This is a genomic window from Jiella flava (assembly GCF_017349315.1).
In the GTDB taxonomy this organism is placed as follows: Bacteria; Pseudomonadota; Alphaproteobacteria; order Rhizobiales; family Rhizobiaceae; genus Jiella; species Jiella flava.
In genome coordinates, this window is record NZ_JAFMPP010000006.1 from 61,426 (window position 1) to 74,571 (window position 13,146).

A 13,146-nucleotide genomic window follows, 5' to 3' on the forward strand; every position below is an offset into this window, starting at 1 on the left:
AAGCCACCAAGCGGCCTAGAAATCAGCGGCTTCACCATTGCGCGAGCGGCGGAAAGCCCCTCGTTCGATGCTCCGAAATTGCCTATGATCGGTTTCGTTCTGGCGAAGGGCCCAGATGCCTCACCCCGCTGTCGTCTCATTTTGCCGCGACTGTTTCGAGCCCGCCGCTGGCGCGCGACGCTGCCGGCGATGCGGCAGCCCGCGGCTTTTGCGCCATGCCGAACTGGCGACGCTGTCGATCGCGCATATCGACTGCGATGCCTTTTATGCCAGCGTTGAAAAGCGAGACCGGCCGCAGCTTGCCGACAAACCGCTGATCATCGGCGGCGGGCGCCGGGGCGTCGTCTCCACCGCCTGCTACATCGCCCGGATTCGCGGCGTGCGCTCGGCCATGCCGATGTTCAAGGCTCTGGCTCTGTGCCCGGATGCCGTGGTGCTGCGCCCGAATATGGAAAAATACGTGACCGTCGGACGATCGGTGCGGGTTCTGATGGGAGAAGTCACGCCGCTGGTCGAGCCGTTGTCGATCGACGAGGCGTTTCTCGATCTGTCCGGCACCGAGGCTTTGCACCAGCAGCCGGCCAGCCTCACACTCGCCAAACTCGCCCGGCGGATCGAGACCGAACTCGGCATCACCGTGTCGATCGGCCTGTCGCACAACAAGTTTCTCGCCAAGGTCGCGAGCGAGCTGGAAAAGCCGCGCGGCTTCTCGGTGATCGGGCGGGCGGAAACCCAGAGCTTTCTCGCCGAAAAGCCGATCAGCCTGATCTGGGGCGTCGGCAAGGCGATGGAACAAAAGCTCGCGGCCGATGGCTTCAGACAGATCGGCCAACTCCAGACGACGGCGGAAAGCGACCTGATGAAGCGCTACGGCGAGACCGGCCGTCGGCTCTGGCGTCTGTCGCGCGGCATCGACGAGCGAAAGGTCAGCCCCCGCAGCGAGGCCAAAAGCATCTCCGCGGAGACCACCTTTGACACCGACATCGCCGCTCTCGAAACCCTGATGCCGATCCTGCGCGATCTCAGCGAAACTGTTGCGGCGCGGCTGAAACAGACCGATCTGTCGGCCGCAACGATCGTGCTGAAGCTTAAGACCGCCGACTTTCGAATTCGCACGCGCAACCGGAAGCTCGCCGACCCCACCCGCCTCGCCGACAAGATTTTCGCCGCCGGTCGCGCGCTGTTGGAAAAGGAAGCTGACGGCACGCGCTTTCGCCTGATCGGCATCGGATGCGCAGATTTCGCCAAGGCCGAGTTGGCTGATCCGGTCGATCTCGTCGACCAGGGGGCCGAGAAGCGCGCCCGCGCCGAACAGGCCCTCGACCGTCTGCGCGGGAAATTCGGCAAGAGCGCGATCGAAACCGGCATCACCTTCGGCAAGCTGGCGAAACCGCGACGGGACGAGCCGCGCACATAGTGCCGCTGAACAAATCAAATGACCTGCCGGCCATGTCCTCTTGGCCCTGGGTTCAAACGCCACTCCGGCCTGCCGGCGCCCCATGCAAGCGATACTCCCTGATGTGAGCCGCGATAAGCTGCACTGCGCGCAGCCGTGCGCAAGGGGCCGCGCGCAAGGAGCCGCGCCCACCCATTAAGCCGGCTTATAAATTGTCCGGCGACCTCAGCGCGGCGGGCATCACGCGATTTGCAGCGGCCCATCAGCCCGGCATCATGACGAGACCATCGTCAACTTCGCGTCCGCACCATCCGGCGCCTCGACCGCTACAGCAGCTCGACGTCGAGCACGCCCGGCGCCGCTTTGACCGCGCTCGCCATCTGCGGCGACACGCGATAGCGACCCGGCAGGGTGATTTCGACCTCGCGCTCGCCGGCTTCGCGCACCAGGATCAGCGAGATTTCGCTGTCGCCATTGCTCGACAGCTGGCCGCGGAATGCAGCCAGAGGCTTGGCGTCGCGCATAAAAATCCGCAGCGCCTTCTGGGTGCGCACCGCTTCGTCTTCCAGCGACTGGACCTGCTGGGCGCGCAGCGAAATGCCTTCCGGTCGCTCCTCGGCGGCGACCGTGACGATCACCGACGCACCGGGTTCGAGGACATCGCGGAACGCCACCAGCGCCTCGGAAAACAGCACCACCTCATATTGGCCGCTCGGGTCGGACATCTGAACGATGCCGAGCTTGCCGCCGGTGCGGGTTTTACGCTCCTGCCGTCCCGTCACGGTTCCCGCGAGGCGGCCGGCGCTCGCGCCGCGCTTGACCGCCGCCACGACCTCGGCATGGGATTGCACGCGCAGCCGCTTCAGAACGTCCCTGTATTCGTCCAGCGGATGGGCAGAGAGATAGAAACCAACCGCCTGGAACTCCTTCATCAGCTTTTCCGACGCCGTCCACAGCGGCGCCGGGTTCAGCGCCAGAGGCTCCAGCGTGCCGCCCGCCGACTGGCCGAACATGTCGTGCTGTCCTGACGCCCGCCCCTCGCAGACACGTAACGCATAGGCCGACATCCGCTCGATATTGGCGTAAAGTCGTGCCCGGTCGTGACCGAAACAATCGAGCGCCCCGGCGGCGATCAGGAATTCCAGCGTCCGCTTGTTGACGATTTTGGGATCGATCCGCGCGCAGAAATCTTCAAGCGACGCGAATGGCGTGTCACCCCGCCGCTCGACAATGTGCTCGACCGCATGCTCGCCGACGCCCTTGATTGCGGCGAGCGCATAAAAAATCTTGGTCTCGCCGACCTCGAACGCCTTGTAGGACGTCTGCACCGAGGGCGGCACAACCTGAATTCCAAGCCGCCGGGCATCCGAGCGGAAATCATTGAGCTTGTCGGTGTTGCCGGTATCGAGCGTCATCGACGCGGCCAGGAACTCGACCGGATGGTTGGCCTTCAGATAAGCGGTCTGATAGGCGACGAGGGCGTAACAGGCGGCGTGAGACTTGTTAAAGCCATAGTCGGCGAATTTGGCGAGCAGGTCGAAGATCGTATTCGCCTGCCCCTTGTCGAGACCGTTCTTCAGCGCGCCCTCGACGAAGCGCACCCGCTGCTTGTCCATCTCGGCGCGGATTTTCTTGCCCATGGCGCGGCGCAACAGATCGGCTTCGCCGAGCGAGTAGCCCGACAGGACCTGGGCGATCTGCATCACCTGCTCCTGATAGATGATGACGCCCTGGGTCTCTTTCAGGATCGGCTCGATCATCGGGTGGAGGAAGTCCGGCTCCTCCTCCTTGTGCTTGCGGGCGTTGTAGGTCGGAATGTTCTCCATCGGGCCCGGACGATAGAGCGCAACCAGCGCGATGATGTCCTCCAGACAGTCCGGCCGCATGCCGATCAGCGCCTTGCGCATGCCGACCGATTCCACCTGGAACACGCCGACCGTCTCGCCGCGGGTCAGCATATCGTAGGTCTTCTTGTCATCGAGCGGCATTGCCGAAAGATCAATGTCGACGCCCTTTCGGGCGATCAGATTGACCGCCGTCTTCAGCGTCGTCAGCGTCTTCAGGCCGAGAAAGTCGAACTTCACCAGCCCCGCCGGCTCGACCCATTTCATGTTGAACTGGGTGACCGGCATATCGGAGCGCGGATCGCGATACATCGGCACCAGCTTCGACAGCGGTCGATCGCCGATGACGATGCCGGCGGCGTGGGTCGAGGCGTGGCGATAAAGCCCCTCGAGCTTCAGCGCAATCGCGATCAGCCGGTCGACCACCTCCTCGGCCTTGCGCGCTTCGGCAAGCCGCGGCTCCTCCTCGAGGGCCTGGGCGAGCGTCACCGGATTGGCCGGGTTCTGCGGCACCAGCTTGCAGAGCTTGTCGACCTGACCATAGGACATTTCGAGCACCCGTCCGACGTCGCGCAGCACCGCGCGCGCCTGCAGCGTTCCGAAGGTGATGATCTGTCCGACCTGGTCGCGGCCGTATTTCTCCTGAACGTAGCGGATCACCTCCTCGCGCCGGTCCTGACAAAAATCGATGTCGAAGTCCGGCATCGACACGCGTTCAGGATTGAGGAAGCGCTCGAACAGCAGCGAAAAGCGCAAGGGATCGAGGTCCGTGATGGTGAGCGAGTATGCGACCAGCGAGCCCGCGCCCGATCCGCGGCCGGGACCGACGGGAATGTCCTGGGCCTTGGCCCATTTGATGAAGTCCGAGACGATCAGGAAGTAGCCGGGAAACTTCATCCGCTCGATGATGCCGAGCTCGAATTCGAGCCGGTCCCGGTAGGCCTCTTCGGAAACGCCCGGCGCGCAGCCGAGCTTTGTCAAACGCCGCTCGAGACCCTCGAATGCTTGCCGGCGCAGTTCCGTAACCTCCGCGGCCTCCGCCTCGAGCGGATCGGCATCGGCACCGGCGAAACGCGGCAGGATCGGCCCGCGGGTCCGGGGGCGATAGGAGCAGCGGCAGGCGATCTCGACGGTGTTCTCCAACGCCTCCGGCAAGTCGGCAAAGAGCCTCGCCATCTCCGACTTCGACTTTAGACAGTGATCCACCGACAGGCGGCGGCGATCTTCCTGGCTGACAAGACGGTTGCTGGCGACGGCGAGCAGCGCATCATGGGCGACGAAGTCGTCCCCCGTTGAAAAGAACGGCTCGTTGGTGGCAACCAAGGGCAACTGGAGCTCATAGGCGAGCGCGACCGTCTCCGCCTCGATCCGCCGATTGTAGTTGCCTTGCCGCTGCAGCTCGACATAGAGCCGGTCCTGAAAGATCGCAGCCAGACGCTCCAGCCGGTCCCGCGCGATCGCGCCGCGATCGGCGGCGATCGCCGCGCCAATCGGACCGAGCGGACCGCCGCTGAGGGCGATGACGCCCTCGGCCCGCTCCGCGAGCCAGCCCATCGCCACCAGCGGACGCTGATTTTCGGGATCGCCAAGATAGGCCAGCGAGACGATCTCGACGAGATTGGCATAGCCCGCTTCGGAGGCGGCGATCAGCACGATGGGGCCGCTCGGCGATAAACCGCGATCGCCGCGGCCTGGCCGGGTGTCGACCTCCGAATCGGCAAAGTCGACGTCGAGCTGGCAGCCGATGATCGGCTGGATGCCGGCCTTCGAAGCCTTTTCGGAGAATTCGAGCGCGCCGAACAAATTGTTAGTGTCGGCGATCCCGATCGCCGGGGCCTCGTCGGCCTTGGCGAATTTGATGATCTGGTCGAGCCGCAGCGCCCCTTCGAGCAGCGAGAAGGCGCTGTGAACCCGCAGATGGACGAAGGGGAGCCCATCGGGCGACGGCGCAAACGCGTTTGCGGTGATCGTTTCCGTCATGATCGGCTCCCGTCCTTCACCGCCCGGATCGACGAGGCGGACGATCCAGCCGAATGTTCTGGTGTGAGGCGTACCCCTCAACCCGCCGTTATGAAAGGCGGCCGGCGCCATCCGTCCCCAGAAAAAGGAGGCCCCCGCCACCGAATGGCGAGCGCCGGCGGTCCGCCCCGCGGGCTCACCGCGCAGACCACATCGGCTCGCCGCGATCGCAAGGCGCAGCCCGTCTCCGTCAGACGGCGTGGATCACCAGGGCGAAAACGAACAGGAAGCTCGAAATGGCGGCGAGCGACAGGATGTCCTTGGCAACGATGAGCATAGCGAAAATCTCCGTTAGCGCTTTCATCCCTTTATGTTCTTCTTTTGTTCTCTCTGTCAAGCGTTTTTCCACGGCGTCATTGACGATATTGAAAAGGCCGGTCATGCCCGTCACGGCGGCTGACGGGTCGAAGCCGCAACACCCCATTCCCGCCGGTTACCCGCGCAAATTCCAAAGGGCGGCGCGAGTGTGTTTCGGTGCGGAAGATTGATCTGACGCAGACGCGATGGTCAGGTCGGGCCGAGCAGGCCCGCTTCGAGGCCATCGCGCCGGGCGCGATGATGTCCCCGGTCGCGATGTCATTTGACGGCGACGGTCATGGCGGCAGACAACGCGCCCGCCGCGGCGGCCCCTCAGTCAGACAGGTGATGTCATCAGCAGATTGCGCCAGTCGCCTTTTATCGACCGCGAGCGTGGCGGTCGGCAACCAATGTCGACACGAGCTGGCGCCGCATCGATCGCATGCGCCCGTTTCAAGCCCAGGAAGACATCATCGGCAGTTTCCTCGGTCTTCGCACGGATCTTGAGGTCGGCAAGACATTCAACGCGACCGTCCGCTACGAGACCAGGGCGGCATTTGGCTGACGGTCAGAACCTTGAGCAGACAACCTCGGTCCATGGCAACTCTCCGTCATCGCTCGGTTTCCCCGTGTCTCTCGAGTTCTCCCGACGCTTGGCACGCGCAAAAGTCCGACCTCAATCCCTCGCAGCCGAAAGATCCGCGCCGGACAAGAGGTCTTTGACCATCGCAAAAAAAGCCGCGACCGACAGGCCGATTTCAACAGGCGTGAAATCCCGCCCCCACCGACGCGCGAACTCGTCTTCCGCGCGGTTGTGATAGCGCGCCAAGAACTCATCCATCTCGGCCTCGACTTGGACCCGTTCAGACTCGGCGATATCGCCGCAGTAGTTCAAGATCGCCTCGCGAACCGTGTCGGCATAGAGATCCATGTCCTGATGGAGATAACCGCCGATCATCTGCGATATCTCGAAAAATCCGTCCGCCATCGCGACTAAATCGGGTAGGAGGTGAGAATGAAATACTGCATTCCGTTGTACTCTTCCTTGCGAAGGATGATTTTCACCCGCGACAGTCTGGCGAGACTCTCGGTCGATCGCGTGATCGCCGAAGCCCACGTCGCGTCCCGCATCCATCTCCAGGACGAGATTCCGGCGCCCCGCCGACTGGGCCCACTGCTGAATTTGGGCCTTATTGATCCTTAGAACCCGACTGATCGAACGTTGCGCGATCGCCAGATCATCGAATGTCGAAATCATCGCCGGTGGCCGGCTACTTGCCACGGTCTCGGCGATCCGTTGGCGAACAGTGGCTTCGTCCAGCCAAACATGCCGCAAAATCGTATGACCGCCCAGTCGGGGCCCCTCGACGGCCTCATGGCGCATGAGAGAAATCTCACCCGAGCGGATGACGCCGACACGCACGGCTCCGGCCAATGACGCGGCGCCGATCGGCACTGCGATATCGGCGATCGTTCCGATCGTTCGCGAGGCCGATGGCGATGCGCCAAGATCCTCCGCCAACCGACTGGCGGCTCTATCGAAAGCGAGCGCCGGCTTTGCCCGGTCCAAATCTCATCAGCGCCGGTAGCGCATTGATCGAGCCCGTGCACGCCCAACGCGACGCCGCCGATCTTGGTCAGAGCGCTCGGCTCCGGCTCTGCCAGCAGGACACCGGCGCCGACCAATTCGGCACCGCAGCCGAGCATGCGAAGACCGCCAAGCAGTCGATTGCCTACGGCCCTCCCAGGCTCAAGCGATTCGCCTTCAAGCACCGCAGCAAGCTGTATCTCGAACAGCTGATTGACGCCCTCGACAATCGTCACCCACTCAGCCCGTAAAACCTCCTGCCCAGCGGCGATACCACCCGGAAGACACGACCCGCCTGGACAAAACCGAGGCCTCGGTTTTGTCCAGGCGGGGATCTCTCACCAATCCACACGGACACCGAGTCACGCTCATATCGCTCGTCGCTCATCGTCAGCGCGCCGGCGCAGGCTGCAGCAGTCCGATCAGCCGGAACCCGCGGCTTGCTGTTTCAGAAACGCCATCAGGGCTTGCCGTAAGTCGGCGTCGACTTGTCGTTTGAAGGCCGCAATCAAGGTGCCGCGTTTTTCACGCCCACTTGGGCTCTGATAGAAATCCAGAAGCGTTCGCACGTCATCAGCTCGCAACGTCGCCAGTGCCAGTTCCACCCGCTGCTCTTCTGCCTGACGCGACAGTTCGGGCGACGGCATGCCCTCAGTGCCGACGCTGGCCCCGGTTGTATCAGCGAGAATGGCATCGACGGCCTCGGCCCGATCGGATTCTCCCAGAGCGCCAATCTCGCCCGGCGCTCCGCTGGCGACACGGCGAAGGGTCTCGGCGATCTTTTCGCGGCAAAACGCTACCTCGGCCGCAAGCTCAGGGGCAGCCATCAGAGGCGCCAAGGTCCGGATCGCAGCGAGATCTGTCCTGCTTGCAAGCGGCAGGGAGTGATCACCATCATGGATCTTCAAAGAATCGACAGGCGACCGCCTTGCGGCAAGATAGTGTTTCGCCGCTTCGGCGAGGCGCTCGCCATCATTGCGTCGGTCAGGGACCGCGGCCAGCGCCGACCGCATCGCCGTCATCGCGGTCTTGACGTCGAAAGCCGACGCTGCTGCCTGGCGCATATCCGCGAAACGGCGTGTGGACTCTGCTCGATCAGTCCGAAGTGGTTCAACAGGCACACTGTCGACCACGCTGGGCAATGCCGCATAGATCGCCCGCGCCTGTTCCAGGCCGAGCAGGGCATCATCCTCAGCCCTCCCAGCCTGCGCACGGACCGACACGCCGGCGAAGATCATCAGCACGCCCATCGCAAGCGCGCCGGACAATCGACCGATGGCGACAGATCCTAAGGGCCGAAATCGCATCCTCGCCATCAGCTTCTGACGTCCATGAAGCTTTGCGGACGAACGGCTTTTGCGATCTGCGAAAGCACCAGCTCGGCTTTGACCAGCTCGCGATGCGTCGTCGGCTTGCCGCCGAACAAACCGCCATGCTCGACGTAGAACGGGGCCTTAAAGATCTCGCGATGCAGTTTGTCGATGCGATCGCGAATGCCGGACCCCAAGTCGTCGATGGCGACATATTGCGAGGCCCCGACAGCGCCGAGCATGGCTTTCGGCTGCGTGGCGACCGGATATAGCGGCGAGCGAGGCGACATGTCGATCGGCGTCTCGGTGGCGCCAACGACGCTGCTGAACCCTGGCGTGGCGGCAACCGCATGAGCGGGAACCTTGACGAGATGGTCCGAGTCGAGAATGGCCGACATGTAGAAGGACAGCTCGATCTTTTTCGCCAAGCTCTCTTCCTGAATCGAATTGGCCGGCGGCGGATTGAAAAACGGGGCCTTTTGGAGTTTGACCGCCAGGGCGTCCTTTTCCTCCGCAGACAGGTTCGGATCGTCCTGGATGCCGTTCGCGACCATTTGGACACAGATCGCGTTCTTGCGGATGAAGTCGTCGACCCGCGTCATGTAGTTGATCGACGTGCTCGACGCCGCCATCTGCGAACTTTGCAGAAGCTGTGTCGTCGCGATCGTCACGCGCTTCTTGAGCTGCTCTTTGCTTTCGTCGAAGACCGCCCCCAAGGCAAATTGAGCGGTCTTGTTGTTGGCGAAGGCGTGAACGACGGCAAAGGTGCGGTCGAGTTCCCGATTGCAGATCGCATCGAGAAACAGACGGCCGGCCAGAACCCGCAAAGACGCCGTGGCGAAGACGGCCATCAAGACGCTGCCGGTCGCGACCGACGCCGCAAAGACCAGAAGCTCGGCCGATGCCTTGTCGCTCTGATCCTGCAATTTCAACGTTTTATGATAGCGCTCATATGCCAAGTCGTAGGCCCGGACATACGGATTGCCGACATTGGCCGACCAGAGATTCTGCTTCAGGGGAATATCGCGGATGACACGCGCAATGCGATCCGGCATCGCTTCTCTCCTTCGGTCGCAAACAAGCATAGGCAGACCTGCCGCGCGGCACGCGGCAGGATCTTTGGCAGATCGCTCAGCGACAGAGCCATCCGCAACACCGCCGTCGCGTCAGCCGTGCCGCGATCAGGAGGATCAGGCGGCCTTGGTGGTGGCCAGATCGTAGGAGGCGATCATCGGCGACAACGGCCGCTGATCTTCATCGTACGGCGTGTACTTCACTTCCATCTTGGTGAAATTCAGCCGGATGGTCTCGACCGGACGATCGCCGCTGGAGTCGATCGTGTAGTTCGAGATCAGCGTGTTGGTGAGGGTGTATTCGATGTAGGTCATACCCGGGTTACCGGTCGTGACCAGATGGATCACCGCGCGCTTGCCGGTATGGCCCGAGCAGGCCTCCTGAAACAGTTTGGTCGCCGAGGAATCGCTCACCTTGGTGAGGACGACTTCCGAAACGGTCGGCTCGGAAGCCTCGCGGTTGGCGGCCGAGCCGGCGGAGGTGTTCAGGTTGCGGGCGACATTCCAGTGGATTGCCTCGATGTCCATCCACTTTTTGTGCTGCTCGTGGGTCGCATCGCCCTGAATACCGTCGATCTGCAGATAGATTGGCATGACGTCATACTCTCCTGTCTAGATGCCACTCTGTTGGTGCTAGTCGTCAAGGCGTCGTGGCCCGACGGGTCTGCGCGACGTCCAACGCCTCGGATGCCGCCTCATCCGCCGCCGCTTCGGGGTCGGCGAATTCTTCGGGGTCGGCGAAGACGGGGGCGAGCGTGAAGCCCGTGCCCGTCTCGTGGTCGACCATGATTTCGGTGATGCGCCCGCCATCGAGCATCGCTTTCAGAAAGACGCTCGACAGCTCTGGCAAAAGATCGCGGGCGATCATCGCTTCGATCGCCCGGGCCCCGGTGACACTGGCCTTGGCCGAATTGACCAGGGCATCGCGAGCCGGCTCGGCGAGCGACAAGCGAGCGCCGTAGCGATCGACGATCCGCGCCGCGACCTTGGCGATCTGCAGATCGACGATCGCGGCGAGGCTTTCGCCGGTCAGCGGGTTGTATGGCAGGATCGTGGTTCGCCCGAGAAAGGCCGGCTTGAAATGCTTGCCGAGTTCCTCGGCGATCAGCGCCTCGAACGCCTCGCCAGTCGGCATCGTCTCCGGATCCTCGGCAAGCTCCGCGATCAATTCCGATGCGCTGTTGGCGGTCATCACGATGGTGGTGTTCTTGAAGTCGACGTCGCGGCCCTCGCCGTCGCGTAAGACCCCCTTGTCGAACAGCTGATAGAACACGTCCTGGACGCCCGGATGCGCCTTGTCGATCTCGTCGAGCAGCAGGACGCCATAAGGCCGACGACGCACCGCTTCGGTCAAAACGCCGCCTTCGCCGTAGCCGACATAGCCGGGAGGCGCCCCGACCAGCATCGAGACTTTGTGCTCCTCCTTGAATTCCGACATGTTGATCGTCGTCAGATATTGCGTACCGCCATAAAGCAGATCGGCCAGCGACAACGCCGTCTCGGTCTTGCCCGTCCCCGACATGCCGACCAAAAGCAAGACCGCTGGCGGACGGCGCGGATCGGACAGGCCGGCGCGCGCCGAGCGCATCGCCGCCGCGATCCGGTCAAGTGCGGCATCCTGGCCGATCACCCGCTCCTTCAGCCGCGCTTCGAGAGTTTCGACCGCCGAGACCTGATCGGCCAGCAGCTTGCCGACGGGAATGCCCGTCCAGCGCGCCACGACCGAGGCAATGCCTTCGGCATCGACCACGCGGCGCAACAGCGGAGCCTCGCCGCCGATCGTCTTCAGCTCGCGCTCGGCCCGGGCCAGCGCCAGCTGCAGCGCGGCGCGGTCGTTGGCCTTCTCGCCGCCCGGAAACACCGCAACTGTCGCTGCCGGCTCGATCGCCCCCTCCGCCGTTTCAAAGGCCGCCGCCGATGGACCATCGTTGATCCGCGCCAAAATGGTCTCGATGCGATCGGCTTCTTCGGCGCGCTCGCGTTCGGCCTCGAGTTGTTCTCGCATCGCCGCGATCAATGCCGAGAGCTCCGCTTGTCGGTCGGCGATGGCGGCGAGACGATCGCGTCCCTCCCCGCTTGCGGGCTGACGCTCCAGCCATGCCGCCTCGACGCTCAAACGCTCGATCTCGGCTTCGGCGACCCGCACCGGATCCGGGCTGCCGTGGCGGCTGAGCGCCACCGCGGCAGCAGCCGTATCGACCAGGCTGATCGCCTTGTCCGGCAACTGCCGATCGGGAATATAGCGGGCCGACAGGCGGACGGCCGCCACCAGCGCATCATAGCGGATGACCACGCCATGGTGGGTCTCGAACCGATCGGCGACACCGCGCAGCATGGCGATCGCGCGATCCTCGTCCGGCTCGTCGATCTTCACCGCCTGAAAGCGGCGGGCGAGCGCGGCGTCCTTCTCAATATGGCGCTTGTATTCGCTGAAGGTGGTTGCCGCGAGGGTTCTGAGTTCACCGCGCGCGAGCGCGGGCTTGAGAAGATTGGCCGCCGCGCCCTGGCCGTCGCTGCGGCCGCCGCCCATCAGCATATGCGCTTCATCGATGAACAGGATGATCGGTTGGGTGCTGGCCTTCACTTCATCGATGACGCCGCGCAGGCGACGCTCGAACTCGCCTTTGATCCCGGCGCCCGCTTCGAGCAGCCCGAGATCCAGCGACAAAAGCCGCATTTCGGCCAGCCGCTCCGGCAGTGTGTCTGCGGCGATCGCCAATGCCAGCGCCTCGGCGACAGCGGTCTTGCCAACGCCCGCTTCGCCGACGAGGATCGGATTGTTCTGGCGGCGGCGCATCAAAACGTCGACGACTTGGCGAAGCTCGGCCTCACGGCCGATCACCGGATCGATCCGCCCCTCCCGGGCCGCTGCGGTCAGATCCTGGGTGTATTGATCGAGAAATGCACTGTGAGCGCCCGCTCCGGCAACGCTTTGGTCTCCGCCGAAGGACGGCGCGACCGATGACGGCGCCGCCGGCTCGGATGCGGCCAGTTCGGCATCCAGAACCTCGCGCCTGGCTTCGCGTAGCGACGGCGCGATGCCGCGCAGGACGGCCCGCAGGGACGTTTCGTCGAGCATACAGGCGATCAGATCCGCCCGGCAGACCTGCCGGCGACCATGTTGCAGCGTCGCCCGCACATAAGCTTCGCGCGCCAGTTCGATCAGATTTTGCGACAGAGTCAGCGTCGCATCCGGACTGGCCGGAAGATCGGCCAGCGCTGCATCGAGCTCGGCCCTGACGGTATTCGTCGGAACGCCGAGACGATCCATCAGAAGGCGACCGTCATCGACGTCCACAATTGCCCTCAACCAGTGCACGACCTCGACTGTTCTATGGGTCGAGCGGGCCGCCATCGCAGCAGCCGACTCCAAGTCGGAGCGACATGCCGGATCGAGATTTTGAATTAACTTCTCGACACTTATCTGAGGCATTGTTCCCAGCCACATCGATCGTCAGACTGATAGTTTTGACTACTTGTTGTCGAGCTCAATCAAGAAAAGGGGTGTGGCAAAAAAATGTTTGCTAGGCTTTACGAACTGAATGCGCGCCATAAGCTTTCAAGATGAAAGCGCCGTCTGCGGACTGGCGTGGCAGTAGTTCTGCAGTTTTATGACAGC

At 63.3% G+C, this 13,146-nt stretch carries 9 protein-coding genes; 2 read left to right on the forward strand and 7 right to left on the reverse strand.

Going from position 1 to position 13,146, the window contains the following annotated elements; genetic code table 11:
- Positions 1-115 precede the first annotated feature (115 nt).
- Positions 116-1,417 carry a DNA polymerase IV gene (locus tag J1C48_RS08660; protein WP_207257439.1) on the forward strand — a complete coding sequence of 434 codons (1,302 nt, stop codon included), beginning with the start codon at positions 116-118 and terminating at the stop codon, positions 1,415-1,417.
- A gap of 305 nt (positions 1,418-1,722) precedes the next feature.
- On the opposite strand, the gene dnaE is transcribed toward J1C48_RS08660, so the two are convergent.
- From dnaE to J1C48_RS08675, 3 genes are all read right to left on the reverse strand, one after another.
- Entirely contained in the window at positions 1,723-5,220 is a 3,498-nt protein-coding gene (gene dnaE / locus J1C48_RS08665) for a DNA polymerase III subunit alpha (RefSeq protein WP_207257440.1), read from the reverse strand.
- Positions 5,221-5,449: 229 nt separating this feature from the next.
- Positions 5,450-5,641, reverse strand: coding sequence for a hypothetical protein (locus J1C48_RS08670; RefSeq protein WP_207257441.1), 192 nt, complete (start codon positions 5,639-5,641; stop codon positions 5,450-5,452).
- Positions 5,642-6,232: 591 nt separating this feature from the next.
- Positions 6,233-7,012, reverse strand: a complete 780-nt coding sequence (locus tag J1C48_RS08675; RefSeq protein WP_207257442.1) for a contact-dependent growth inhibition system immunity protein — start codon at positions 7,010-7,012, stop codon at positions 6,233-6,235.
- A gap of 38 nt (positions 7,013-7,050) precedes the next feature.
- Here J1C48_RS08675 and J1C48_RS08680 point away from each other — a divergent pair, with 38 nt between their 5' ends.
- Positions 7,051-7,395, forward strand: a complete 345-nt coding sequence (locus J1C48_RS08680; protein ID WP_207257443.1) for a hypothetical protein — start codon at positions 7,051-7,053, stop codon at positions 7,393-7,395.
- Between the two features lie 171 nt (positions 7,396-7,566).
- Here J1C48_RS08680 and J1C48_RS08685 read toward each other — a convergent pair whose 3' ends face one another.
- The 4 genes from J1C48_RS08685 to tssH form a co-directional block, all read right to left on the reverse strand.
- Positions 7,567-8,394, reverse strand: coding sequence for a hypothetical protein (locus J1C48_RS08685; RefSeq protein ID WP_207257444.1), 828 nt, complete (start codon positions 8,392-8,394; stop codon positions 7,567-7,569).
- Positions 8,395-8,459: 65 nt separating this feature from the next.
- Positions 8,460-9,509: a hypothetical protein gene (locus tag J1C48_RS08690; protein ID WP_207257445.1), complete on the reverse strand. Its 1,050-nt coding sequence runs from the start codon at positions 9,507-9,509 to the stop codon at positions 8,460-8,462.
- 135 nt (positions 9,510-9,644) lie between these two features.
- Complete coding sequence (locus J1C48_RS08695; protein WP_207257446.1) at positions 9,645-10,121, reverse strand: Hcp family type VI secretion system effector; 477 nt, start codon at positions 10,119-10,121, stop codon at positions 9,645-9,647.
- Between the two features lie 46 nt (positions 10,122-10,167).
- A complete protein-coding gene (gene tssH / locus J1C48_RS08700) occupies positions 10,168-12,960 on the reverse strand; it encodes a type VI secretion system ATPase TssH (protein WP_207257447.1) in 2,793 nt (930 codons plus the stop codon).
- Between the last annotated feature and the right edge of the window lie 186 nt (positions 12,961-13,146).

What these genes read in the sequence shown, in the direction of transcription:
- J1C48_RS08685 (WP_207257444.1), bottom strand. Translation starts at nt 8,394, where the DNA reads ATGGGCGTGCTGATGATCTTCGCCGGCGTGTCGGTCCGTGCGCAGGCT.
- J1C48_RS08670 (WP_207257441.1), bottom strand. Translation starts at nt 5,641, where the DNA reads ATGACCGGCCTTTTCAATATCGTCAATGACGCCGTGGAAAAACGCTTG.
- J1C48_RS08660 (WP_207257439.1), top strand. Translation starts at nt 116, where the DNA reads ATGCCTCACCCCGCTGTCGTCTCATTTTGCCGCGACTGTTTCGAGCCC.
- J1C48_RS08680 (WP_207257443.1), top strand. Translation starts at nt 7,051, where the DNA reads ATGGCGATGCGCCAAGATCCTCCGCCAACCGACTGGCGGCTCTATCGA.
- dnaE (WP_207257440.1), bottom strand. Translation starts at nt 5,220, where the DNA reads ATGACGGAAACGATCACCGCAAACGCGTTTGCGCCGTCGCCCGATGGG.
- J1C48_RS08695 (WP_207257446.1), bottom strand. Translation starts at nt 10,121, where the DNA reads ATGCCAATCTATCTGCAGATCGACGGTATTCAGGGCGATGCGACCCAC.
- tssH (WP_207257447.1), bottom strand. Translation starts at nt 12,960, where the DNA reads ATGCCTCAGATAAGTGTCGAGAAGTTAATTCAAAATCTCGATCCGGCA.
- J1C48_RS08690 (WP_207257445.1), bottom strand. Translation starts at nt 9,509, where the DNA reads ATGCCGGATCGCATTGCGCGTGTCATCCGCGATATTCCCCTGAAGCAG.